Source organism: Brevibacillus borstelensis (genome assembly GCF_036700025.1).
Lineage (GTDB): Bacteria > Bacillota > Bacilli > Brevibacillales > Brevibacillaceae > Brevibacillus > Brevibacillus borstelensis.
This window is the reverse complement of record NZ_CP144922.1, coordinates 3,242,254-3,265,659: the sequence shown is the minus strand read 5'-3', so window position 1 is coordinate 3,265,659 and position 23,406 is coordinate 3,242,254. Positions and strand designations below refer to the sequence as shown.

The window sequence follows — 23,406 nt, the reverse complement described above, 5'->3', positions numbered from 1 at the left end:
CTTCGCACTGTTTTTTTGCGCGATTATGCGCGTTTTTTCGCTTCGTATGCAGCAATCTTGTCTTCGTACTGAAGCGTGATGCCGATATCGTCAAGACCGTTCAGCAAGCAGTAACGGCGGTAGGAGTCCACCTCGAACGGATAGGACAGGCCGTCGCTATCCTTGACCACTTGCTCCTGCAGGTCGATTGTCAGTTCGTAGTTGTCCTTGCTTTGCGCACGGGAGAACAGCTCTTGCACTTGCTCTTCACTCAGTTTGATCGGCAAAATGCCGTTCTTGAAGCAGTTGTTGTAGAAAATATCAGCAAACGACGGCGCGATGACAACGCGGAAGCCGTAGTCGAGCAAAGCCCAGGGGGCATGTTCCCGGGAAGAGCCGCAGCCGAAGTTGTTCCGGGCCAAAAGCACGGTAGAGTTTGCGTATTTCGGTTGATTGAGCACAAAAGAATCAATAGGCTGGCCGTCAGCAGTAAAGCGCCATTCGTAGAAGAGGAATTGGCCAAAGCCAGTGCGTTCGATGCGCTTCAGAAATTGCTTCGGAATGATCGCGTCTGTATCCACGTTTACACGATCGAGCGGTGCTACCAGTCCTGTATGGATGACAAATGGGTTCATTGGAATACCTCCTTGTTCACGCCTTCACGCTTCCATTCGCGTACGTCTACGAAGTGGCCGGCAATCGCCGCAGCGGCAGCCATTTCCGGACTGACCAGATGGGTACGGCCGCCGCGTCCCTGACGACCCTCGAAGTTGCGGTTGGAGGTGGAAGCGCAGCGCTCGCCTTCTTGCAAAATGTCCGGGTTCATCGCAAGACACATGGAGCAGCCGGATTCGCGCCATTCAAAGCCAGCTTCTTGAAAAATCAGGTGGAGTCCTTCTTGCTCGGCTGCCTGCTTGACGGCCTGGGAGCCGGGGACGACCATCGCGTGTACGTGGGAAGAGACTTTGCGGCCTTTTGCCACTTCAGCTGCACGGCGCAGGTCTTCAATACGGCCGTTCGTACAGGAACCGATAAAGACGCGGTCGATCTTGATCTCACTCATCGGAGTCCCAGGCGTCAGCCCCATGTAGGAGAGGGCGTCCTGAGCAGCCTTGCGCTGTGCTGCCGTCTCAAAAGAATCAGGATGCGGCACTGTGCTGGTGATGTCTGTACCCATTCCCGGGCTGGTTCCCCAAGTGACCTGCGGGGCGATTTGGCTCGCGTCGATTTCTACATAGTGGTCGTAAGTCGCTCCCGGATCTGTGCAGAGCTGTTTCCACTGTTCGACTGCAGCCAGGAAATCTTCTCCCTGCGGTACGTGGCGCTTGCCCTTCAGATAGGCAAAAGTGGTTTCGTCAGGAGCGATCAGACCAGCGCGGGCACCGGCCTCAATAGACATATTGCATACAGTCATGCGCTCTTCCATCGTCAGCTTGCGAATGGCATCGCCGGTGTATTCGATGACGTATCCGGTCGCGAAGTCTGTTCCGTATTTTGCGATGATGGCCAAAATTAAGTCTTTTGCGCTTACTCCATACGGCAGATCGCCCACTACACGGACTTCAAGCGTTTTCGGTTTGGACTGCTGCAGGCATTGCGTGGCCAGCACGTGCTCTACTTCGCTGGTGCCAATCCCGAAAGCGAGTGCGCCAAACGCGCCGTGCGTGGAGGTATGGCTGTCGCCGCACACGATCGTTTTTCCCGGGTGTGTCAGGCCAAGCTCGGGACCGATGACGTGCACAATCCCTTGATCAGGGCTGTTCAGGTCGGCGAGCGTAATTCCGAATTCTTTGCAGTTTGCGGTCAGCGTCTCCATTTGCTGACGAGAGATCGGATCTTTGACATTGAAGCGGTCCGCTGTCGGGACGTTGTGGTCCATCGTAGCGAATGTCAGATCCGGGCGGCGGACTTTTCGTCCGGCGAGGCGGAGACCCTCGAAAGCTTGGGGCGAAGTCACTTCGTGTACGAGGTGCAGGTCGATATACAAAAGACTTGGTTTGCCGGCTTCCTCATGGATTACATGAGAGTCCCAGATTTTCTCAAACATAGTGCGAGGTTTCATAAGGGTAATCCTCCTTCGTTCAAAACTCTTATCAAGGTTGTATCATGGCAATAGAAATAGTTCAAAGATATAATTATTATGAGATGGATAGTTTTTGCCTATTGGGAGGTCCTCATGGAGTTACGACAGATTCGTTATGTGCTCGCAGTCGCGGAAGAACGGAGCTTTTCACGCGCTGCCAGCCGTTTGCATTTGGCACAGCCTTCGCTTAGCCAGCAAATCGCCAAATTGGAAAAAATACTGGGAGTTCCCCTGTTTCACCGCCTGCCTCAGCACGTAGAGCTGACCGATGCCGGACAGAGGTTTGTCCAGGTTGCCCAAACATTGGTCGACATGGCGGAGGGCCTGGAGAGGGAAATGCGCTCCTATGCTGTAGGAGAGAGCGGGAAGCTGCTGGTCGGCAGCCTGCCGATTACGGGGGCGTATGTCTTGCCGAGAGTCATTCCCGATTTTACCCGCCAGTTTCCCGGCGTAGAGCTTCAATTGATTGAAGAAACCTCCAGCCATCTCGAGCATTTGCTCGTACGGGGAAAGATAGATATCAGTCTGCTGACGATGCCGATCACTGATCCTACACTGGAGACGATACCGGCGATTCACGAAGAGATATTTCTCGCCGTCCCGCCGCAGCATCCGATCGCAGGGCAAAAGGAAGTGGATCTGGCAGAGCTTGCGGGACAGCCGTTTATCCTGCTGAAGGAAGGTCAAGGTTTTCGCACGATTTCGCTCAGGCTTTGCGAAGAGGCGGGATTCCGCCCGCGAATCGTCTTTGAAAGCACCAACATCCAGACGGTACAGTCGCTCGTAGCAGCGGGCATGGGACTTTCTTTTGCGCCACGGATGATTTCGCTCGCTCCCGGAACGACCGAGCATCCTGTTTACGTGCGGTTGGCGAGAAGGCCGTTTCGCACGCTCGTCGTGGCATACCGCAAGGACCGACCGTTGTCCCGACCGGCGGAAGCCTTTGTGAAATGCCTGGTTGAACAAAAAAACCATTTTTAAACGACACTTCACGCTTCCAGAAAAAAGACAAACATGTTTAGCTGTGCTACACTATAGCCAGATAAAACCAGAGGAGGGCAAGTTCGATGAAAGAAATCAAGACAGAAGCTGAATTTCAAGAACAAATTGCTCAGGAAAAACCGGTTGTCGTGAAATTTTATACGGATTGGTGCCCGGATTGCCATCGAATCGATCCGTTCATGCCTGCTGTCGAAGAGGCGTATAAGGACAAGCTGGATATGGTAGCAATCAATCGGGATACATTGCCAGAGCTGTCACAGCAGCTGGAGGTGTTTGGCATCCCGAGCTTTATCGCGTTCTCCAAAGGAAAAGAACTCGTCAGATTCGTAAGCAAGCTCGGCAAGAGCCGCGAAGAGATCGAGCATTTCCTCGATCGGGCGATTCAGGTGAGCGAGACGCTGGAATAACCGAGACGAAGAGATCGGCTGTGGGGGATAACCTCTGATGATAGCAATGAAAAAACAAGGAGAATGGCTGATCGGGACGATCCCCGATGAAGTCGACGGACTTGGAATCGGCAGCTTGCTCCGGGAACACTGGAAGTGGCCGAAAAAGCAGGTTCATCTGCTTTTTCAGCATAAAGAGGTTTGGCTGGAAGGAAATCCGGCTGCCCAACACGTCAAGGTAGCGGCCGGGCAGGAAATCAAGGTCAGGGCCTGTGCGCCGGAACCTTTTGGTCTGGACCCCTCGCCTGAAAAGCTGCAGGTACTGTATGAAGACGATCATCTGCTGATCGTAAACAAGCCGGCAGGGATGCTGCTGCACCCGACGGAGAAATTCCATAAAAAAACGTTGGATCATCTTGTCGCCGGCCATTTTGAACGGACTGGCGTCGCGGCGCGTGTCCGCCATGTTCATCGGCTTGATCAGGAGACGTCAGGGGTTGTGATGTACGCCAAGCATGCACTCGCCTCTGCTCTATTGGACGAACATCTGCGCGAGCGAAAAATCAAGCGGCACTACATTGCCTATGTTCACGGGAGGCTGTCAAAGGAAAGCGGCACGATCTCCGAGCCGATCGGGAAGGATCGCTTTTACTCCAACCGCAGGAGAGTGACTCCCACCGGGGATGCTGCAGTCACTCACTATCGGGTAACAGAGCGCTTCGAAACGGCGACAAAGCTGGAATGCGAGCTGGAGACGGGACGAACCCATCAGATACGGGTCCATCTCAGCTATGTGGGCTTTCCGTTGATCGGAGATACGCTCTATGGCGGAAAGGAAATGTTCGTGAAACGGCAAGCGCTGCATGCAGCAATTCTCAGGTTTTCCCATCCGTTCGGAATGGAGACGCTCGAAGTATCTGCAGCCCTGCCGCCCGACCTGCAGCAGCTGGAGTCCAGGCTTCGTCATTCGCCAATGCAAGGGTAGCTGAATAAACTGCCAGGGAAGGAAGCAGAAAGGGTGTTGAGATGAAACGACCCATTATTGGCATACTGACCTGGCGGGAGGGCAAGTCTTTTGCAGAACCGAGCTATTTTCGCAAAATGATTCGGGCAGGGGAGGAGCTCGGGTGTACCGTGTTTTTGTTCTCGCCCCCGGACGTATCGGCAAACGGAAAGCAAATTCGCGGATTCATCCCTGCGGCTCGCGGCTGGCAGGCGCGAATCTTTCCCCGACCGGATGCCGTGATCGACCGGTATCGCTACACGCCGACAGACGCTTTCAAACGGTATGTGGCATTCCGCCGAACAAGCGACCTGTTGTATACAAACAATCGGCTCGCGAACAAGTGGAAGGTTCACGAGGTACTGGTGAAAGACAGCCGGATGCACCGGTGGCTGCCGGAAACGGTTCTGTACAATCGGCTTAACTTGCAGAAAATGTTGGCGCGCCACCCGTTGCTCTATGTGAAGCCGGCAAATGGAACGGGCGGACGCAATATCCTCAGTGTCGAAAAGACCTCGCAGGGCTACCATCTGCTGGGAAGGGATAAGCAGCGGGCCAAGGTGTCCATGGTGATCAAGCAGCTGGAGTCTGTCCAAGCCAGAGTGAAAAGCTGGGCAACCCGCGACAAGTACATCGTACAGCAAGGGCTTTATCTTAATCTGGTACCCGGCAGGGCTGTCGACATGAGGCTTCTGATCCAGAAAAACGGAGAGGGCTTGTGGAGCATTACAGGCGCGGGGATGCGGGTCGGCGGAGCGAAGAGCGCCACCTCCAATCTCCACGGCGGCGGCAGGGCGGTTCCCGTAAAGTCGTTCCTTGCAGCTACATTTGGCGAGCAAAAGACGAATGAAATTATACGAGATTGTGAGCAGCTAGCGTACCAGACAGTCGAGACGCTGGAAAATCACTTTGGGCGCATGATGGAGATGGGATTGGACATCGGGATCGATGTCAAGGGACGCGCATGGTTGATTGAGGTAAATCCGAAGCCGGGAAGAGAAATCTTCCGCGAAATGGGCATGCTTGGCCAATACAAGGACGCAATCAAAAGACCGATCCAGTACGCCATGCATCTAGCAAAGACCCAGTCGGGAAAAAGAGCGGCAACCAACTGACAAAGCGGCGCGATCACAGCGCCGTTTTTCCATTGAATAGCGTCCCTGGCTATGAGGAGCGTCCTTGGGTATGAGAGCATCGGCAAAAGGGAGAACGACTGTCCGGTGCTTGCTTCTGTTTCTCGCAAAAAATGGGGCGTGGAATCGTATTTTTGTAACAAACAGGCCTCTTATTCGTAATTGATAACAGAACGTGCAGCTTAGATTCGCTTTTGACCAGCAAGCTTTCGAAAAGATGATTTAGCCGCGCTCCCTTTTGGACAGAATGGGAAAGAAGGAGTTGATCGACATGGAGCAGCTGATCCAATTGGCAACAGATTACTGGCCGATCGCGGTAGGCGCTGTACTGGTTATTGTGATCCTGCAAATGATTGTGAAGAGTTTGTTTCGGATCGTCTCAGTCGTGGTCGCGATCGGTGTCATACTCGTACTCGTTTTTGAGTTTTCCCCCGAACAGGTGATCGATATGGGGCGGTCTGCCGTTCAGACGACGCAGGGCGCCTTGGAGAAGACCGTCGTTCCGTTGCTGGAGAAGGAGCTGAAGGATGCGGCGATCACGTTCCACGAGGACGGCAGCTATGTAATGAAGACAAAGAGCATCCAGATTACGGGGAAAAAGGGAGATTCGAAGGCGACGATCCAATACGGTGACAACAGCTGGGAAGCGGATGTCAGCATTCTGGGGGAATTGTTCCAGGACAAGCTGAACAAGGCGGAATCCTCGCTAAAAACGATGTAGAACAGATAGGACTGTTCTTGTGAGTAACAAAACGGGGCTGGTTTGGACAGGGTCATAAGACCGTCCAGACAAGCCCTGTTTGTTTTTTAGGCAGTTGCTGGCTACCCTTGTAATTGAGGCGGAACCCGCAGCAAGCTCGCCTGTTCAAACGAGTACCCGATGCGGATCAGAAGAGGCTCGCTGTACGCTCTGCCCGTAAACATGATGCCGAATGGATTCCCTGATGGTTCATAGCCGGCAGGCAGGGAGATGGAGGGGTATCCGGCCTTGGCAGCGATATCCGCGCCAAAATCATGGGGGAAGAGCAGGCAGTCCAATTGGTGCTGGTCAAAAGCAGCGTCCAATCCTTCCGTGCGGGATTGCCTCAGATCCCGGAGGCGACTGTCCAAGTATTCCGCTTCAGTCAAGCTGCCGCCCGTTTGATCCGCTTTTTCCAGGATGTCTTGGCCGTAGCGCAAGGCTGCATCAGCGTTTTCCTTGTTCCATTCGATTATGTCGCCAAGCGTTCGTATGGAAAAAGAGGCGGGAAGTCGGGACAAATAAGCGTTTACGCCTGATTTAAACTCGTAGTAGAAAACACTAGAGTCCCATGTTTCCTGTTCGGAGGGAATGCGGATATTCTCGACCAATATTGCTCCCTGCTCCTGAAGAATGCGAAGGACCGCTTCAAATAATGGCCTTTGGTCATCTGTCATCACGTCGTCGGCAAAAGTACGGACGACGCCGATGCGAGCGCCGCGCAAGCCGCTTTTGTCCAAAAACGGGGTGTAGTCCGTATATGAGCGTCCCGCGCTTGCTCCCGTAGCAGGATCCTCGCTGTCTACTCCTGTCAATGCACCAAGCAGAATCGCTGCATCTTCAACGCAAAGGGCCATCGGTCCAGCCGTATCCTGGCTCGTGGCGATCGGGATGATTCCTGTTCGGCTGACAAGACCCAATGTTGGTTTGATTCCGACAAGCGAGTGGTTGGCAGATGGATTGAGGATCGAGCCTGACGTTTCTGTCCCGACTGCAGCGGCAGCAAAGCCTGCTGCGATGGCGGCTCCCGAACCGGAGCTGGAGCCTCCCGTGTCAAATCGACCGGGGCCGTATGGGTTGCGTACCTGTCCACCGCGCGAGCTGTAGCCGTTGGGCATGGCAGTCGAGATGAAATTGGCCCACTCGGTCATGTTTGTCTTGCCGAGAATAATCGCTCCGGCTGATCGCAACTGCTGCACGACGAATGCATCGCGTCCGGCGTAGGAGTCTGCGAGGGCAAGCGAGCCTGCTGACGTATGCATCTGATCGGCTGTCGCAATATTGTCTTTGATCAAGACGGGAATGCCATGCAACGGGCTGCGTGGTCCGCGGATCAGCCGCTCTCTGTCCAAAGCGTCGGCGATATGCAAGGCATCGGGATTAAGCTCAGAAATGGCATTCAGGCCCGCTCCTCGTTTATCATGGGCTGCTATGCGCTCCAAATAGGCAAGAGTGAGTTCTCTGCTTGTCGTGAAGCCGCCGGCAAGCGCCTTTTGCAGTGTTCGAATACCGGCTTCCAGCAGATTATTCATTGGAACTCCCCCTTTCATAAGGTCATTTGTATTATGTAAATCTTCGGGACGGAAGGTCAGAAAACCTTTTTGAGAGAGAGGAAAGAGGGCAGGTCTGTAAAAAACGAAAAGGCTGATCATCTTTTCGACGATCAGCCTCACATATTTATTCCTTTGCGCCAGCCGCTTGCAGGTTGGCTTTTTCTTCTTCGACGTATCGGTTGCGCGGATGCTCGCGGCACTCGTCGGAGCAGGAGCGCTTGTATTTGACTTCACACTCGGTGCAGCAGAAGTGCTGCTTGTTGCAGAACGGGTTGGCACAGTTGACATAGCGGTCTTCCGGCTTCCCGCAGTAGTAGCAGGAACTGATCACGACATCTTCTTCTGTCTGGTTGATCTTGACGGAGATGCGCTCGTCGAATACGTAGCACTTGCCGTCCCACAGACGTCCCTTCACCTCAGGGTCTTTTCCGTAAGTGACAATGCCGCCATGAAGCTGGTACACCTCTTCAAAGCCTTCCTTCATCAGAACACCGGTCAATTTTTCACAGCGGATACCGCCTGTGCAGTAGGTGAGAACCTTTTTGTCCTTGAATTGGCTCATGTTCTCGCGAATCCACTCGGGAAACTCGCGGGAAGATTCGACTCCCGGACGAATCGCTCCGCGGAAGTGGCCAAGCTCGTATTCGTATTCATTGCGGCCGTCCAGTACGACGACGTCGTCACGCTGGAGCATTTCATAAAATTCTTTCGGGCTCAAGTATTTTCCGGTCAGTTCAGTCGGATGGAAATCATCCTTGAGACGCCAGGTTACCAATTCTTTTTTCGCACGAACGAACATCTTTTTGAAAGCGTGTCCGTCGGCTTCATCTATTTTAAACCAGATGTCCGCAAAACGCGGATCTTTTCGGACAAATTCCATGTAAGCGTCGGTTTGTTCCACGGTTCCGGAAACAGTTCCGTTCAATCCTTCAGGGGCAACGATGATGCGTCCCTTCAGGCCGAGTTCTTTGCAAAAAGCGAGATGCTCAGCTGCATACTCCTCGTAATTGTCGAGATGGACATACTTGTAGTAAAGCAAAACGCGATACGGTTTTTGTACTTGCAATGTACAATTCACCCTTTCCAGTCTATTTGATTTTAATGGTGCAACCGTGATTATAGCACAGGTAAAAAGATTTTGCTGAGAAAAAGGCTGGATGGAAGTGATTTTTTTTTGACAATCGACTCTGATTGTGAAAGTGGAGAGGAAAACTTGGCAGCATGTGGAAACGAAAAGGAGGGTGGCTTGCGTCTAAGCCTATGAAGGCAATTGCAAGCCATTGGAAAGCTTAGAAATATAAGCCGGCGATACTTTTTCGTACATGTGGGGGGATAGCGCACATGAAGTCAGACAAAAAGGAAAACACGGAAAATAGGAGAGGGAGACTTGGTCAGGATGAGCCGGAAGTAACGGCAAAGCGGCAGAGGACGATAAAGCCGATCCTCTATGCGCTCGCAATCATCGTCCTGCTTGCACTGGCGAATCTCGCTTTTTCATCGATCGCAAACAAGGAGGACGAAGCGCAAGCGACAAATGCTCCTCTAGCGGATGCTCCGACGTTTGCCGTCGACTTTCTCAACGCCAAAGGATACAAGATCGAAGCCAGCCAAGGTTTGGTCTCCTCGTACACCTTAACAAAGGATTATCTGGCTAATGACGGGAGCCACGCATGGGCTTATCAGGCAGTAAACCCCGATGATTATCTGGGAAAAGAAATCAGCCTGTACAGGTTCATCGTATCCAACCATCCGCTCGATCTGGAGCTTCCGAATGACGAATACGACAAGACAGTCATCGTCTTGATGACCAGCGGCACTGAAGTAATCGGCGGCACCTCTATGCCGGACTCAAAAGAACCATTGGCAGGCGGTCCCTACAGCCTCGACGGGAAGACGCTGGAGGAAGTGACCGGGCTTTCGTTCCCGGAGTGGAGGGAAAAGTGGACACAGAAATACGGATCGCGTAAGTATATCAGTGAGTAAATCGAACCCGCTTCTACATTTTTGGTAGAGGCGGTTTTATTGTCTGCTCCTGAAACGAAAGGGACATTCAAGCATAGCGATGACAAGTCAACCAGAAATGAGACTCTTGTCCTGTATCTTTTTTCTTCGTCTTGTGGTACATACACGCAGAGATGGATGTAATCAATATATAGTATTTGATTTGTCGAAAAATTTAATCCCTTGCTATATATAGTGGTCTCTTGTACACTGATAAAAGGTTTTGAGACTCAAAATCTACCAAATATTGATCCCGTCATTATACCCAATTCTACCAGAGAGAAAATTACGGGGGAGTAAGGAGTTGCGGCATGAACGCTGTTACCACCATTCAAATAGTGAAACGAAACGGAGAGCAGGAAGACCTGCGCATCGACAAGCTGAAAAAAGTGATCGGCTATGCTTGCAAGGACTATCCGGCATGCGATCCGCTTGAGCTGGAGATGGATGCTTGCATTCAATTTCGCGATGGGATGACCACCAAAGAGATTCAGCGGATCGTGATGCAGACCGCTGTGGAAAAGACCAGCGTGGAAACTCCGGAATGGCAATTCGTGGCAGCCAGACTGCTCGCTTACGATTTGTACAAAGACGCAGCGATCAATCGCGGATACCGCGGCCATTTTGGCTACGGCGACTTTACTGAGTTGGTACATACATTGACTGAAAAAGGACTGTACGGTTCGTATTTGCTGGAAACGTACAGTGATGAAGAGATTCAAGAGCTGCAGGCTTATCTAAAGCCGGAGAGGGACGAGCTGTTCAACTACGCCGGACTTCGCCTGCTGGCTGACCGCTATTTGATCAAAGACTACGACAAAGGGGTCATGGAGCTGCCCCAGGAGCGGTTCATGATCATTGCGATGCACCTGGCGATGAAGGAGCAGGACAAGCTGAAACACGCCAAGGACTTCTACGACATCTTGTCCAAGCTGGAGATCACCGTCGCCACGCCGACGCTCGCCAACGCGGGAACGCCACATCACCAGCTGTCGTCATGCTTCATCGACACGGTAGATGACTCTCTCTCAGGAATTATGAATACGGCCGGTGCGACCTCCATGGTCTCCAAATTCGGCGGCGGTGTCGGCATTTATCTGGGGAAAGTGCGCAGCCGCGGCTCGTCCATTCGCGGACACAAGGGAGCTTCCGGCGGCATTGTGCCGTGGACAAGGCTCTACAACCAGATTGCGATCAGCGTCGATCAGCTCGGTACACGGGCAGGAGCATTCGCTATCTACCTGGATGTATGGCATGCAGACATCCTCGACTTCCTCTTGCTTAAAACAAACAACGGAGACGACCGGATGAAAGCCCATGATATTTTCCCGGGCGTGTGCATTCCCGACCTGTTCATGGAGCGCGTAAAAGAGCGGGGCATGTGGTATTTGTTCGATCCGCATGAGGTTCGCGAGGTGATGGGCTTCTCTCTGGAGGACTCCTACGGTGAAGAGTTCGCCCGCCGCTACGAGCTGTGCGTCCAGGAAGAGAAGCTGACGATCAAGACGGAGATACCGGCCATTGAAATCATGAAGCGCATCATGGCCAGCGCTTTTGAAACGGGAACGCCGTTCATCTTTTTCCGCGATACGGTAAACAGAGCAAATCCAAACAAGCATGCAGGCATGGTGTACTCCTCCAACCTCTGCACGGAGATCATGCAGAACATGAGCCCGACCGTGTTCGTCAGCGAAGAGCTGGAGGACGGAGAGGTCGTATACCGTTACAGACCGGGCGATTTCGTCGTCTGCAACCTTTCCTCGCTGAATCTGGGACGCTTGCAATCAACAGAGGACATTGCCCGAATCGTCCCGATCCAGATGCGGATGCTGGACAATGTGATTGATTTGAACTACTATCCGGTAAAGCAGGCGGAAGCCACCAACCAGAAATACCGTGCGGTGGGTCTCGGAACGAGCGGCTACCATCAGTACCTGGCACAAAACGGAATCAAGTGGGAGAGCGAAGAGCACATAGAGGCGGCCGACAAGCTGTACGAGGAAATTGCTTATCAAGCGATTAAAACATCGATGGAGCTGGCACGCGAAAAGGGAACGTATCGCGTATTTGAAGGCAGCGAATGGCAGACCGGAGAGTACTTCGAACGGAGAGGCTACACGGATGAACGGTGGGCTTCGTTGAAAGAGGATGTCGCCCGGTACGGCATGCGCAATGCCTGGACCTTTGCCGTGGCGCCGACGGGCACGACCAGCCTGATCGCTGGCTCCACAGCGTCTACCGATCCGGTTTACGCAAAGTTTTTCGTAGAGGAAAAGCGCAGCGGAAACATCCCGCAAACGGCGCCGAATCTGAATGAAAACACATTCTTTTACTACAAGGAGGCCCATCGCATCGATCAGCAGTGGTCGATCCGTGCAGCCGGAGCGAGACAGGTCCACATTGACCAGGCCCAATCGTTCAACCTGTACATCACGCCGCAAATCACAGCGCCCGAATTTCTCGACCTGTACATACAGGCGTGGGAAAACGGATTGAAGACGATTTACTACGTCCGCAATCAATCTGTTGAAGTAGAGGACTGTGTAAGCTGCTCGGCATAACAAACAAAATCAAAAGAGCAAACCTGACTCCCCGGTCCGACAGGCCGGGGACGTTACTTGCTCATAGGAGTGTGAACACGCATGCAACTGGAAAAAAAGCGTTTATTCAATGAAGAAGGCCAGCGCGGCACGCAGCGCATGATCGGCGGAAACACCACCAACCTAAGAGAGTGGAACCGGATCAAGTATCCGTGGGCTGCCAAGCTGTATCGGACGATGCTCAACAACTTCTGGATTCCGGAAGAGGTGCCGCTCGCAAACGACGCCAAGCAATTCGACTCGCTCTCTCCGGCCGAGCGAAGGGCTTTTGACAAGACGATCTCGTTCCTGAACTTTTTGGACTCGCTCCAATCGGTCAATTTGCCGAACATCTCCGACTATGTGACGGCGCCGGAGGTCTGCTCCCTATTGAATATCCAGACATTCCAGGAGGAGATTCACGCGCAGTCGTACAGCTACGTACTGGATTCGGTATGTTCCCCGCAAACGCGAGACAATATTTACGACGAATGGCGCAATGACGTTCACCTGATGGAGCGAAACAAGTTCATCGCCGATTTGTACCAGCAGTTCGTCGACAATCCGAATGACGTGAACTTCGTCAAAACCGTAATCGCCAACTACTTGCTGGAATCGCTCTATTTTTACTCCGGCTTCTCTTTCTTTTACACGCTGGCGCGTCAAGGAAAAATGACGGGAACCGCGACGATGATCAAATACATCCAGCGGGACGAGCTTACACACGTGGTGTTGTTCCAGAACATGTTCCGCGAGCTGCGGGCAGAGAACCCGGATATCTTTACGCCTGAATTGATCGAAGAGCTGCGCGGCATGTTCCATACGGCTGCCTCTCACGAAATCCGCTGGGGACAGTATGTGACCAACAATGAAATTCTCGGAATCAACAACGACATTTTGGAGCGCTATATCAAATATTTGGCCAACCAGCGTCTAAAAGGACTCGATTTGGAGATTCTGTACCCTGATCACCTGGAGCACCCGATGAAATGGGTAGACAGCTTCGCCAACCTGAATCAAACCAAGACCGACTTCTTCGAGCAAAAGGTGACCAATTATACTAAATCGAGCGGATTGAACCTGGGCGACCTCTAATCCGCACCAGTCAGCAAAGGAGAGACGAGAAATGACAAACACGTTTAAACGGCCTGTGGCTCCTGTGAAGATCAAACAACTGCATGCAGATGCCGTCATTCCGAAATACGCCCGTGCCTTCGACGCGGGATTTGATCTTGTAGCAGTCGAAGATGTGATTATTCTGCCAGGGGAGACAGCCAAAATTCCGACCGGGCTGGCCTTTGCCCTGCCCGATGGATATGAGCTGCAGGTTCGCCCGCGTTCCGGAATCAGCGCAAAGTCAAAGCTGCGGATCAGCAACGCTCCAGGTACTGTTGATGCCGGCTACCGCGGGGAAGTATGCGTCCTGATCGACAATATCCGCACACCGTCTGGCGAGAGCGGCAAAACGTGTATGGACGTCAGCGACAAGCCGGTTGAAGTAGATCGGGAAGTGGACCGCCACGCCTATCTCATCCGCAAGGGAGACCGGATCGCGCAGGGAGTGCTGGCGATTGTGCCGATAGCTGACTTCGAGGTAGTGGAGGAGCTGGACGAAACTGAACGCGGAGCGGGCGGCTTCGGCAGCAGCGGCGTACAGTAGGAGGAAAGAATAGATAGATGAAAAGACCCTGAAGACGGCAGGATGCCTATTGGACATCACTGCCTGCTCCAGGGTCTTTTTCTCCCTCGGGGTGTTGTTCTTTATACGTGCGAGGCAAGGTACTTCCGGATCTTCTCCATGTCCTCGTCCGTCAGAGAGGTGCCATCCGCTTTTACAAATACGCAGGGACCATACACCCAGTCGAGGAAACCGTCTGTCGTGACCGGAAAATTGTTCGCTGCCACTCCGCGCAAGTCCTCGTTTACGAGCAGAGATACTCCGTCCAGACGATCATCCGCAAGCACCTCGAAGTCGCCGCCGACGAGCCGGGTGACATCGTCGGTATCCTTGATTTGTATCGGGGCGACATCCTCGTGGGGATGTTTGATCAAAACGGTAATCACAACCAATCAACTCCTTCTTTCTATCATCATAAACGATGCGGCTGATGGAAGCGAGAGTGAGTAATTATCGGTAGATTCAGACAAAGGGCCCGAACCGTCATCTGTGGTACAATAATGAAAAAACTGGAAGGACGAGCGAGAGAGATGCAACTGGTATCCATCAATGTGGGCAAGCCGCAAACAGTCATGCATAATGGCAAAGAAGTAAGTACGGCAATTTGGAAATACCCTGTCACGGATCGCAGATTTCTGGATTGGGAACAGCTCGACGGGGACGGACAAGCCGATCGCCGCTTTCACGGCGGCAAGGACAAAGCATTGATGGTGTACAGCTACGATCATTATTCGTTCTGGGAGGAGAAGCTTGGTCAGGAGCTGGCTCCCGGTGCATTTGGTGAAAATGTGACAGTTCGCGGGTTGGACGAGTCCACCGTGTCTATCGGCGACATTTTTCAATTGGGTGAGGCAGTCGTGCAGGTAAGCCAGCCGAGGCAGCCCTGTTTCAAACTGGATGTACGGCTGCAGCGCAGCGACATGGTCTCGCTCATTCAACAGACAGGGTACAGCGGCTTTTATATGCGCGTGCTCGAGACGGGAATGATCGGCCAGGATATGGAGTTTCGTCTGCTGGAGAAAAGCAGTCATAATGTGACGGTCGCTTTTATCAATCAGATCAAGTACCACAAAAAGGACAATCTGGAGGCCATTCGGCGGATTTTGGCGGTGAAAGAGCTGGCTGACAGTTGTCGGCCTTCGCTGGAAAAGCGTTTAACAACATAAGCGGTTCATGAACAAAGCTGGCATTTGCCGGCTTTTTTTTATTTTCGGGCTAGGTCCGATGAACGGCGCCCAAGCGTCAGACATACGGTAAAATTGGCGGGCTGCGAACACATTGGCTGGCTGAGAGCACAAAGATTGGGCGATTGGACCAAAACAAGTTGACACAAAGTAGGCAGTAGCCACAATACAATGAATTATATTCCGATGCATTTACTGAGAATTAGAAAAGGAGAAAGTCAGATGAGTGGACGTTATTGGTTTTTGCGACCCGTTTCTGTGTATGCAGTAGCCATTGTTTTGTGTCTTGGTCTGATTGGATGCACAGCCTCGAATTCGGCAACAGACAGCAAACAACAGACACAGGTGGAGCTGCTCAATGTGTCCTATGACCCGACGCGTGAGCTGTATCAGGAGGTCAACCAGCGATTCGCCGAGTACTGGAAGACAAAGACAGGGCAAACCGTCACCATCAAACAGTCGCATGGCGGCTCCGGCAAGCAGTCGAGGTCTGTTATCGACGGATTGGAAGCGGATGTGGTCACTCTCGCGCTGGCCTATGATATCGATGCCATCGCTGAGCGGGGATACATGCCCAAGGAGTGGCAGAGCAGGCTGCCGGATAACAGCTCTCCATACACCTCCACGATCGTGTTTCTTGTGCGAAAAGGGAATCCCAAGCAGATCAAGGATTGGGATGATCTGGTCAAGCAGGACGTGTCCGTCATCACACCCAATCCCAAGACCTCAGGCGGGGCCCGTTGGAACTACCTGGCAGCATGGGGCTATGCCTTGAAGAAAAACAATGGGGATGAAGGGAAGGCCAAGGACTTCGTGAACCGCCTGTTCAAAAACGTTCCCGTCCTGGATTCCGGCGCACGCGGCTCGACCACCACTTTTGTCGAGCGGGGTATCGGAGATGTCCTCATCGCCTGGGAAAACGAAGCCTATCTGGCCATCAATGAACTGGGGAAAGACAAGTTTGACATCGTCAATCCTTCGCTCAGCATACTGGCCGAACCTCCTGTCGCCATAGTCGACAAGAACGTCGACAAGCGTCAAACTCGTGAGCTGGCGACGGAATACCTTCAGTTTCTGTATACAAAAGAAGCACAGGAAATTGCCGCCAAGCATTACTACAGGCCCCGCTTAGCCGAAGTGAAAGCGGCCCACCAGCCGCCGTTCCCCGAAATTGAGCTGTTTACCATCCAGGAAGTATTCGGAGGCTGGGCCAAAGCTCAGCAGGTTCATTTCGCAGACGGAGGCGTTTTTGATCAGATTTATCAGGCCCAAAAAGAGTGACGGAACAGCTATTGATCCTTCACTTCCGTTGCTGCAAGGGGGCTGCTTTGCAAAGAAAACAAACTGTCAACCTGCGGGAGAGTCAACCATGGGAAAACGTATGAAATCAAAAGGAATCTTACCGGGCTTTGGGCTTACCATTGGGTACACGCTGGTCTACCTGAGCCTGCTTGTCTTGATCCCTCTTTCGATCCTTTTTCTCCAGACAGCCAGCATGACCTGGGAGCAGTTTTGGCTGACGGTGACGGACCAGCGCGTCCTCGCTTCCTTTCAGGTCAGCTTTTTGACCGCCTTTTTTGCAGCTTGCATGAATGCAGTATTTGGGGTGCTGGTCGCATGGGTGCTGGTACGGTACCACTTCCCGGGAAAACGGTTCATTGACGGTATCGTCGATCTGCCGTTTGCCCTGCCGACAGCAGTAGCCGGTATCGCCCTTGCCTCGATATATTCGGAGAACGGCTGGATCGGTCAGTTGTTTGCGGCGTGGGGGATGAAAATCGCGTATACGCCTGTCGGGATATTTGTCGCTTTGACCTTTATCGGACTCCCCTTTGTCGTCCGGACGGTACAGCCTGTTCTTCAGGATTGGGACCGCCAGGTAGAGGAAGCCGCTGCCACCTTGGGAGCATCCCGGCTGCAAACGTTCCTGCGCGTGATTCTTCCTCATTTGCTCCCGGCGATCCTGACCGGCTTTGCCCTGGCCTTTGCCCGCGCCTTGGGCGAATACGGCTCCGTCGTCTTCATCTCGGGCAACATGCCGTTCCAGACCGAAATCGTTCCGCTTTTGATCATGACAAAGCTGGAGCAATTCGACTATACAGGAGCGACGGCGATCGCTTCGGTCATGCTCGTCGCGTCCTTTTTCATGCTGCTGGTGATCAACTTTTTTCAGTGGAAGACGAACAAATTGGATGCTGCACGATAGGAGGGATATGGATTGACTGATACGAGCGAACCCGGGTATGTTCGCTGGCTCTTGATTGCAGTAGCCTTGATCTTCATGGGATTGTTTCTGGTCGTTCCGCTGATTGCCGTCTTTTCCGAAGCTTTCAGCGAGGGAATCGGCTTGTTTCTCCAGGCTGTAAAAGAGCCGGATACCCTTTCTGCCGTCAAGCTTACGCTGCTGACTGCGGCGATCAGTGTCCCTGCCAATGTTGTTTTCGGCGTGGCCGCGGCTTGGGCCATTGCGAAGTTTTCCTTTCGAGGCAAAAACCTGCTTTTGACGCTGATCGATCTGCCTTTTGCCGTGTCTCCAGTCATTTCCGGCCTGATATTTGTTCTGCTGTTCGGCACGCAAGGAGTTCTCGGCCCTTGGCTTGCAGCGCATGATATCAAGATTATTTTCGCTGTTCCGGGAATTGTTTTGGCGACAACCTTTGTGACCTTTCCCTTTGTGGCGAGAGAGTTGATACCGGTGATGGAAGCGCAAGGGAAGGATGAGGAGGAAGCGGCGATCTCGCTTGGAGCAAGCGGTTGGCAGACCTTTTGGCGGATCACCCTGCCCAATATCAAGTGGGGGCTGTTATACGGAGTCATTTTGTGCAATGCCCGGGCGATGGGGGAATTTGGAGCGGTATCCGTCGTCTCGGGGCACATCAGGGGCATGACCAATACACTGCCGCTCCACGTGGAGATTTTGTACAACGAATATCAGTTTGTCGCCGCGTTTGCTGCCGCTACCTTGCTCGCTGTCCTGGCGTTGGTCACGCTCGTCTTGAAAAGCCTGATCGAGTGGAAAACGGAAGGACAGCAGCGAGAAAACGAGGCGATGCCGGAAATCATAAGGGAGGCCAGCGCATGAGTATTGAAATTTGCGGCATCAGCAAGTCATATGGAAGCTTTACTGCACTGCGCGACGTTCAGCTGGAGATTCCGACAGGACAGCTGGTCGCTCTCTTGGGGCCTTCTGGTTCCGGCAAAACAACGCTACTGCGATTGATCGCGGGGCTGGAGCCAGCCGATTCAGGCCAGGTGTTTTTCAACGGAGAGGACCATACACATCGTGACGTGCGGGAACGGGGAGTGGGATTTGTCTTTCAGCACTACGCCCTGTTTCGGCATATGGATATTTTTGACAATATCGCCTTTGGACTGACTGTCCGGCCGCGCAAGCAGAGGCCGACCAAGGCGGAGATCAAAGAACGGGTTCACTCATTGCTGCGTCTGGTGCAGTTGGAAGGGCTTGCGCATCGGTACCCTTCGCAATTGTCCGGGGGGCAGAGACAACGAGTGGCGCTGGCGAGAGCGCTGGCCGTGGAGCCAAAATTTTTGCTGCTGGATGAGCCGTTCGGTGCCCTCGATGCAAAAGTGCGACAGGAGCTCAGACGCTGGCTGAGACGGCTGCACGAAAAGCTGGGACTGACGATTGTCTTTGTCACGCACGATCAGGAAGAGGCGTTGGAGCTCGCGGACCGGGTCGTGGTGATGAACGAGGGAAGAGTCGAGCAGACCGGTTCGCCCCAGGAGGTCTACAATAATCCCTCAAATCCGTTTGTGTACAGCTTCCTCGGGCGCGTCAACTTCTTTCGCGGGCGGATTGCAGACGGCAAGGTGAAGCTGGGAGAGGCGGAATTTGCCGTCGATTGGGCAGTCGAGGATGACGATGTGCCGGCGGTCGGCTACGTAAGGCCGCACGATGTAGATGTAAGCCGGTCTCCGCAATATCCGCAGTCCGTGGCGGCGGAGCTGATCTATGTTTACAATCTGGGCTCTGTAGTCCGCCTTGAGCTAAGACGGATGGATACGGGGGAAATCTTCGAAGCCGAAATGAGCCGGCGCCGCTTTGCAGAACTTTCCCTCCAGTCCGGCGATTTGCTGTATGTACACCTGAAGCATGTTGCCTTTTACGTGGGCGGACATCTGATCCATGCGTAGACATGAAATGAAGGGACAGACAATGACACAAGCCATGAAGAAATGGGCAACAAACGAACGGTAGCGACGATTAGAAAAAATGACACCCGAACAAAAGTCAGCCGGTCTTTTTTTGATAGACCGGCTTTTCCTGTTCTGCTTGCAGAGCGTTGCTAGGCCAGGCAGCAGAGATTGCTACTCTCCGCGCTGCTTGGAACGAGTCTCTTCTTTGCTGATCGTATTCGAAGCTCGTGTCTGAGAAGGATTTTCCTTGTTTCCCATTTCATTTTTTACGCCGTTTTTCTTTGACATGACTTAGGTCCTCCTTTCGAAAAACCGTTGTGGGTCCATGCATAGCTTTCCCGAGAAAGGCCATCTCTATCAACGGAAACCTCCTTTTCCGGACTGTCTTGAAAAGCTGTAAAACAAACGGGGAGAGGCGGTCCCTTCTCAACTTGCGATATTTTGCGAAAAGTCTTCTTTTCTGATATGATTAGTGTTTGAATGAGTGAAAAAAGGCAGGTATTGTGATGATAAGTACTCAGAATGTTACATTGCGCTACGGAAAACGCGCATTGTTTGAAGATGTAACCATCAAGTTTACGCCCGGCAACTGTTATGGTTTGATCGGTGCCAACGGTGCCGGCAAATCAACCTTTTTAAAAATCCTCTCCGGTGAAATCGAGCCTACCAGCGGACATGTTTCGATCACGCCGGGAGAGCGGATCGCCGTTTTGAAGCAAAACCACTTTGAATTCGATGAATTTGAAGTACTCAAAACAGTGATTATGGGTCACCGCCGTCTGTACGAAATCATGGAAGAAAAGAACGCGCTGTACATGAAAGAGGATTTTTCTGAAGCGGACGGCATGCGCGCATCCCAGTTGGAAGGCGAGTTTGAAGAGCTGAACGGGTGGATGGCCGAAGCGGATGCGGCTGAGTTGCTGACAGGTCTCGGAATTCCTGCAGAACTGCACGACAAGCAGATGAAGGACCTGCAGGGCAACGAGAAAGTACGGGTTTTGCTCGCACAAGCCCTGTTTGGCAATCCGCACGTCCTGCTCCTGGACGAGCCGACGAACCACCTGGACATCGAATCGATCCGCTGGCTGGAAAACTTTCTGGCCGATTACGAGAACACCGTCATCGTCGTATCCCATGACCGCCACTTCCTGAACAAGGTTTGTACGCACATCGCGGATATCGACTTTGGCAAAATCCAGCTGTACGTCGGCAACTACGACTTCTGGTACGAATCCAGCCAGCTGGCGCTGAAAATGGCCCGCGAACAGAACAAGAAAAAAGAAGAGAAAATCAAGGAGCTGCAAGAGTTTATTGCACGCTTCAGCGCCAATGCGTCCAAGTCGAAGCAGGCGACCTCGCGGAAAAAGCTGCTGGAGAAAATTTCTTTGGAAGACATCAAGCCGTCCAGCCGCCGTTATCCGTACATCAATTTCAAGCCGGAGCGGGAGGCGGGCAAGAATCTCCTGATGATCGAAGGCCTCAGCAAAACGCTCGAAGGCGAGAAGCTGTTTGAAAATCTGAATTTGACCATCAACAAAGGGGACAAAGTCGCGTTCGTCGGACCGAATGAGCTGGCCAAAACGACCTTGTTCCGCATCCTGATGGGAGAGGTCGAAGCAGACAGCGGTACGTTTGAGTGGGGAGTGACGACCTCCCAGGCGTACTTCCCGAAAGACAACTCGGAGTATTTCAATACGGACCTGTCCTTGGTCGATTGGCTGCGCCAGTACTCCAAAGAGCAGGATGAAACGTTTATCCGCAGCTATTTGGGCCGGATGCTCTTCTCCGGCGACGAGTCGCTGAAGAAAGCGAACGTCCTGTCCGGTGGAGAAAAAGTCCGCTGCATGCTGGCGAAAATGATGCTGGCCCAGGCCAACGTGTTGATCATGGATGAGCCGACCAACCACTTGGATCTGGAGTCGATTACGGCTTTGAACAATGGCTTGATCGAATACGACGGAACACTTCTGTTCGTTTCCCATGACCATCAATTCGTACAGACGATTGCAAACCGGATTATCGAATTTACGCCAAAAGGCATCATCGACAAGATGATTACGTACGATGAATACCTGGAAAGCGAAGAAATCCAGCGGCTTCGCGAGCAACACTACGCGTAAGACGATTGAGCAAATGCAAAAACCTCTGGTCTGAGTTAGGCCAGAGGTTTTTTGATTTTCCGGAAGGTTTCATTGCAGAGCCTTGTCATTTCATCGTGTGAACCTGTCAGTTATTCCAGAACGCGAAACGGACGGCATCTTTACACCACCGGGCTGTCTTTGTAAGCGGTCAAAGCGATACGAAATAACAGTTGATCATGACCTTTCTCGGGGTGAAGTCCAGTCAAATCCCGGATGATCTGCAGCCTGTATTTGACTGTGTTTTTATGGACGTACAATTTCTTGGCAGCTTCGGCGTGATTGCCATCGCAGGCCAAAAACATACGGAGGGTGTCGATCAGCTGGCCCTTGCGCTCCCGGTCGTATTCGGCCAGCGCGGACAGGCACTCATCAGCCAACTGGCGGGCTTCTTGATCGGGGGACTCGGCAAACAAAATACGCTCGATGCCGAGTGACGAAAATTGGCGGATCGTCAGGGCAGATTTTGCACCCGCGACGGAATTGGGCGGGGCACCTTCTCTCGCAGCCCGACAGCTGATCACCGCTTCATGGTAGCTCTGGGCAATGCCACCCAAGCCGGGATAGGAACGGCCAATACCGATGGACATGGAGCGCTGCCTGTTTTTCTGTATCAACATCTCCAGGCTGGCGAGCAGCTCTTCGGAAGGCTGAACCACCGTATCAGCCTGCACCGGAAAGAGCAGCAATATCCGATGCTCGCGATCCAGCCCGCACAAGATCGGGGGCCGATGGGTTTCCCAGTGGTTCCGAATTGTCTCAAGCACAGCTTCATGCTCACTCCAGGCCTTCATGTCGCTGGCGGAACCGGCTGTAGCCTGCATGACAGCAGCTACATAGCGGTCCGCCAGCTCCCAGTCGAGCTCCTCCGCCTTGCGTATGAGCAGGTCAGTCGATTGCTCTTTTCCGGATACAAGAAGCTGGAGAAAATCATTGCGAAAACGCTGGTACGTCGATACGACGGTGTAGTGACGCTCGATTTCCAGCGAAAGCAGGGCAGCTGTCTGTTCCAGCGCAACGTTTTCCCAGGGAAACAGCTCGCGTGTGACGTTCCACAGGACAACAGCTCCCTCCCGGCGATTGTTATGTACAAGCCAGCGAATGAGATGCTGGTCGCGATAACGGGACAGTTGCGAGTGCATCCGGGCGTTTCGGGTCGATGTCAGCAATTCTTCCAGTCCGGGCGAATGTTCGATAGGGGCAGGCACATGCCAATTCCATTTGGGGGTTCTGGCGTAAATACTGACAGGCGTTTGCAGGATATCGTGGAGCAGCTCGGCCAAATTTTCGACACTGCCGTTTCTGGTGAGATGGCGGTGAAACACCTCGTAGATGGCATGGGTCCGATCCAGCTCCTCCCGCTGCTTGGCGTTTATGTAGTGCGCGACAGGGATAATGATGTCCGACCAGGCCTTGTCCATCGGAAAGGAGAGGATCGGCATCTGCCTTTCGTTGGCCCGCTCAATGACGCGGGCGGGGAGCTCGTCGATGTATCGGCCCAGCTTGATGGCAAAGCCGGGGGTGCCGATCTCGGCCAGCTCGTCAATTAGCCGCAGCAGCCTTGCTTCGCGCGTCTGCCTGTCTGTGACAAACGGATAGCCGGTTGTCAGGACAAATTCGCCTTTGTGAAGCCACTTGTATCCGTCGGGGGAATCAAACGACGTAACGGCGATAAGCTCTTTGTCCAAAAAGGATTCGCCTGCCAGCACGGCATTGGGTCCCCAGCCGACGACAGAGATGAGTTCACGTACGGTTATCATGCGATCCCTCCACATGTTTAGTAAATGGAA

Annotated in this window: 21 protein-coding genes; 15 read left to right on the top strand and 6 right to left on the bottom strand. The window is 52.9% G+C overall.

Annotated elements, in window-relative coordinates:
- Nucleotides 1-23: 23 nt before the first annotated feature.
- Complete coding sequence (gene leuD / locus V5G20_RS15460) at nucleotides 24-614, bottom strand: 3-isopropylmalate dehydratase small subunit (protein ID WP_003387008.1); 591 nt, start codon at nucleotides 612-614, stop codon at nucleotides 24-26.
- On the bottom strand, nucleotides 611-2,041 hold the full coding sequence (gene leuC / locus V5G20_RS15455; protein ID WP_003387007.1) for a 3-isopropylmalate dehydratase large subunit: 1,431 nt from the start codon (nucleotides 2,039-2,041) through the stop codon (nucleotides 611-613). Before leuC ends, leuD begins: the two co-directional genes overlap by 4 nt.
- 114 nt (nucleotides 2,042-2,155) lie before the next feature.
- Here leuC and V5G20_RS15450 point away from each other — a divergent pair, with 114 nt between their 5' ends.
- The 5 genes from V5G20_RS15450 to V5G20_RS15430 all read left to right on the top strand — a co-directional run bounded on the left by V5G20_RS15450 (nucleotide 2,156) and on the right by V5G20_RS15430 (nucleotide 6,307).
- On the top strand, nucleotides 2,156-3,043 hold the full coding sequence (locus V5G20_RS15450) for a LysR family transcriptional regulator (protein ID WP_003387006.1): 888 nt from the start codon (nucleotides 2,156-2,158) through the stop codon (nucleotides 3,041-3,043).
- A gap of 86 nt (nucleotides 3,044-3,129) precedes the next feature.
- Nucleotides 3,130-3,471 carry a thioredoxin family protein gene (locus V5G20_RS15445; protein ID WP_003387005.1) on the top strand — a complete coding sequence of 114 codons (342 nt, stop codon included), beginning with the start codon at nucleotides 3,130-3,132 and terminating at the stop codon, nucleotides 3,469-3,471.
- Between the two features lie 37 nt (nucleotides 3,472-3,508).
- Nucleotides 3,509-4,435 (top strand): RluA family pseudouridine synthase, encoded by a 927-nt coding sequence (locus tag V5G20_RS15440; protein WP_024985024.1) that lies wholly within the window; start codon nucleotides 3,509-3,511, stop codon nucleotides 4,433-4,435.
- 41 nt (nucleotides 4,436-4,476) lie between these two features.
- Complete coding sequence (locus V5G20_RS15435; RefSeq protein WP_003387003.1) at nucleotides 4,477-5,568, top strand: YheC/YheD family protein; 1,092 nt, start codon at nucleotides 4,477-4,479, stop codon at nucleotides 5,566-5,568.
- Nucleotides 5,569-5,857: 289 nt separating this feature from the next.
- Nucleotides 5,858-6,307: a hypothetical protein gene (locus tag V5G20_RS15430; RefSeq protein WP_024985026.1), complete on the top strand. Its 450-nt coding sequence runs from the start codon at nucleotides 5,858-5,860 to the stop codon at nucleotides 6,305-6,307.
- A gap of 101 nt (nucleotides 6,308-6,408) precedes the next feature.
- Here V5G20_RS15430 and V5G20_RS15425 read toward each other — a convergent pair whose 3' ends face one another.
- Both V5G20_RS15425 and V5G20_RS15420 read right to left on the bottom strand, forming a co-directional pair.
- The gene (locus tag V5G20_RS15425; RefSeq protein WP_024985027.1) at nucleotides 6,409-7,857 is read right to left on the bottom strand and encodes an amidase family protein; all 1,449 of its coding nucleotides are present in this window, start codon (nucleotides 7,855-7,857) and stop codon (nucleotides 6,409-6,411) included.
- A 145-nt stretch (nucleotides 7,858-8,002) separates the two neighbouring features.
- The gene (locus V5G20_RS15420) at nucleotides 8,003-8,944 is read right to left on the bottom strand and encodes a rhodanese-related sulfurtransferase (protein ID WP_003387000.1); all 942 of its coding nucleotides are present in this window, start codon (nucleotides 8,942-8,944) and stop codon (nucleotides 8,003-8,005) included.
- 275 nt (nucleotides 8,945-9,219) lie between these two features.
- On the opposite strand from V5G20_RS15420, the gene V5G20_RS15415 reads away from it, so the two are divergent.
- The 4 genes from V5G20_RS15415 to V5G20_RS15400 all read left to right on the top strand — a co-directional run bounded on the left by V5G20_RS15415 (nucleotide 9,220) and on the right by V5G20_RS15400 (nucleotide 14,118).
- A complete protein-coding gene (locus V5G20_RS15415; protein ID WP_227278026.1) occupies nucleotides 9,220-9,861 on the top strand; it encodes a hypothetical protein in 642 nt (213 codons plus the stop codon).
- Between the two features lie 329 nt (nucleotides 9,862-10,190).
- Nucleotides 10,191-12,440: a ribonucleoside-diphosphate reductase subunit alpha gene (locus V5G20_RS15410; RefSeq protein ID WP_172921110.1), complete on the top strand. Its 2,250-nt coding sequence runs from the start codon at nucleotides 10,191-10,193 to the stop codon at nucleotides 12,438-12,440.
- 81 nt (nucleotides 12,441-12,521) lie between these two features.
- Nucleotides 12,522-13,553: a ribonucleotide-diphosphate reductase subunit beta gene (locus V5G20_RS15405; RefSeq protein ID WP_003386996.1), complete on the top strand. Its 1,032-nt coding sequence runs from the start codon at nucleotides 12,522-12,524 to the stop codon at nucleotides 13,551-13,553.
- Between the two features lie 31 nt (nucleotides 13,554-13,584).
- Entirely contained in the window at nucleotides 13,585-14,118 is a 534-nt protein-coding gene (locus tag V5G20_RS15400; protein WP_024985031.1) for a dUTP diphosphatase, read from the top strand.
- Nucleotides 14,119-14,219: 101 nt separating this feature from the next.
- On the opposite strand, the gene V5G20_RS15395 is transcribed toward V5G20_RS15400, so the two are convergent.
- Nucleotides 14,220-14,522 (bottom strand): DUF3846 domain-containing protein, encoded by a 303-nt coding sequence (locus V5G20_RS15395; protein ID WP_003386994.1) that lies wholly within the window; start codon nucleotides 14,520-14,522, stop codon nucleotides 14,220-14,222.
- Nucleotides 14,523-14,666: 144 nt separating this feature from the next.
- Between V5G20_RS15395 and V5G20_RS15390 the strand changes: the two genes are divergently transcribed.
- The 6 genes from V5G20_RS15390 to V5G20_RS15365 all read left to right on the top strand — a co-directional run bounded on the left by V5G20_RS15390 (nucleotide 14,667) and on the right by V5G20_RS15365 (nucleotide 21,598).
- A complete protein-coding gene (locus tag V5G20_RS15390; protein WP_031933283.1) occupies nucleotides 14,667-15,302 on the top strand; it encodes an MOSC domain-containing protein in 636 nt (211 codons plus the stop codon).
- A gap of 240 nt (nucleotides 15,303-15,542) precedes the next feature.
- Nucleotides 15,543-16,601: a sulfate ABC transporter substrate-binding protein gene (locus V5G20_RS15385; RefSeq protein WP_003386992.1), complete on the top strand. Its 1,059-nt coding sequence runs from the start codon at nucleotides 15,543-15,545 to the stop codon at nucleotides 16,599-16,601.
- Between the two features lie 88 nt (nucleotides 16,602-16,689).
- Nucleotides 16,690-17,526 carry a sulfate ABC transporter permease subunit CysT gene (cysT, locus tag V5G20_RS15380; protein WP_003386991.1) on the top strand — a complete coding sequence of 279 codons (837 nt, stop codon included), beginning with the start codon at nucleotides 16,690-16,692 and terminating at the stop codon, nucleotides 17,524-17,526.
- Between the two features lie 12 nt (nucleotides 17,527-17,538).
- Nucleotides 17,539-18,402, top strand: coding sequence for a sulfate ABC transporter permease subunit CysW (gene cysW, locus V5G20_RS15375; protein ID WP_003386990.1), 864 nt, complete (start codon nucleotides 17,539-17,541; stop codon nucleotides 18,400-18,402).
- Nucleotides 18,399-19,475, top strand: a complete 1,077-nt coding sequence (locus V5G20_RS15370; protein WP_338461207.1) for a sulfate ABC transporter ATP-binding protein — start codon at nucleotides 18,399-18,401, stop codon at nucleotides 19,473-19,475. The genes cysW and V5G20_RS15370 overlap by 4 nt, the downstream gene beginning before the upstream one ends.
- 509 nt (nucleotides 19,476-19,984) lie before the next feature.
- The gene (locus tag V5G20_RS15365) at nucleotides 19,985-21,598 is read left to right on the top strand and encodes an ABC-F family ATP-binding cassette domain-containing protein (RefSeq protein WP_003386987.1); all 1,614 of its coding nucleotides are present in this window, start codon (nucleotides 19,985-19,987) and stop codon (nucleotides 21,596-21,598) included.
- Between the two features lie 140 nt (nucleotides 21,599-21,738).
- On the opposite strand, the gene V5G20_RS15360 is transcribed toward V5G20_RS15365, so the two are convergent.
- The gene (locus tag V5G20_RS15360; protein ID WP_003386985.1) at nucleotides 21,739-23,376 is read right to left on the bottom strand and encodes a PucR family transcriptional regulator; all 1,638 of its coding nucleotides are present in this window, start codon (nucleotides 23,374-23,376) and stop codon (nucleotides 21,739-21,741) included.
- Nucleotides 23,377-23,406 lie beyond the last annotated feature (30 nt).

Excerpts from the sequence above, each read along its gene's own strand:
- V5G20_RS15415 (WP_227278026.1), top strand. The coding sequence starts at position 9,220 with ATGAAGTCAGACAAAAAGGAAAACACGGAAAATAGGAGAGGGAGACTT.
- V5G20_RS15360 (WP_003386985.1), bottom strand. The coding sequence starts at position 23,376 with ATGATAACCGTACGTGAACTCATCTCTGTCGTCGGCTGGGGACCCAAT.
- V5G20_RS15445 (WP_003387005.1), top strand. The coding sequence starts at position 3,130 with ATGAAAGAAATCAAGACAGAAGCTGAATTTCAAGAACAAATTGCTCAG.
- V5G20_RS15425 (WP_024985027.1), bottom strand. The coding sequence starts at position 7,857 with ATGAATAATCTGCTGGAAGCCGGTATTCGAACACTGCAAAAGGCGCTT.
- cysT (WP_003386991.1), top strand. The coding sequence starts at position 16,690 with ATGGGAAAACGTATGAAATCAAAAGGAATCTTACCGGGCTTTGGGCTT.
- V5G20_RS15365 (WP_003386987.1), top strand. The coding sequence starts at position 19,985 with ATGATAAGTACTCAGAATGTTACATTGCGCTACGGAAAACGCGCATTG.
- V5G20_RS15405 (WP_003386996.1), top strand. The coding sequence starts at position 12,522 with ATGCAACTGGAAAAAAAGCGTTTATTCAATGAAGAAGGCCAGCGCGGC.
- V5G20_RS15370 (WP_338461207.1), top strand. The coding sequence starts at position 18,399 with ATGAGTATTGAAATTTGCGGCATCAGCAAGTCATATGGAAGCTTTACT.
- V5G20_RS15385 (WP_003386992.1), top strand. The coding sequence starts at position 15,543 with ATGAGTGGACGTTATTGGTTTTTGCGACCCGTTTCTGTGTATGCAGTA.
- V5G20_RS15440 (WP_024985024.1), top strand. The coding sequence starts at position 3,509 with ATGATAGCAATGAAAAAACAAGGAGAATGGCTGATCGGGACGATCCCC.
- V5G20_RS15390 (WP_031933283.1), top strand. The coding sequence starts at position 14,667 with ATGCAACTGGTATCCATCAATGTGGGCAAGCCGCAAACAGTCATGCAT.
- V5G20_RS15400 (WP_024985031.1), top strand. The coding sequence starts at position 13,585 with ATGACAAACACGTTTAAACGGCCTGTGGCTCCTGTGAAGATCAAACAA.
- leuD (WP_003387008.1), bottom strand. The coding sequence starts at position 614 with ATGAACCCATTTGTCATCCATACAGGACTGGTAGCACCGCTCGATCGT.
- V5G20_RS15450 (WP_003387006.1), top strand. The coding sequence starts at position 2,156 with ATGGAGTTACGACAGATTCGTTATGTGCTCGCAGTCGCGGAAGAACGG.
- V5G20_RS15410 (WP_172921110.1), top strand. The coding sequence starts at position 10,191 with ATGAACGCTGTTACCACCATTCAAATAGTGAAACGAAACGGAGAGCAG.
- leuC (WP_003387007.1), bottom strand. The coding sequence starts at position 2,041 with ATGAAACCTCGCACTATGTTTGAGAAAATCTGGGACTCTCATGTAATC.
- V5G20_RS15430 (WP_024985026.1), top strand. The coding sequence starts at position 5,858 with ATGGAGCAGCTGATCCAATTGGCAACAGATTACTGGCCGATCGCGGTA.
- V5G20_RS15435 (WP_003387003.1), top strand. The coding sequence starts at position 4,477 with ATGAAACGACCCATTATTGGCATACTGACCTGGCGGGAGGGCAAGTCT.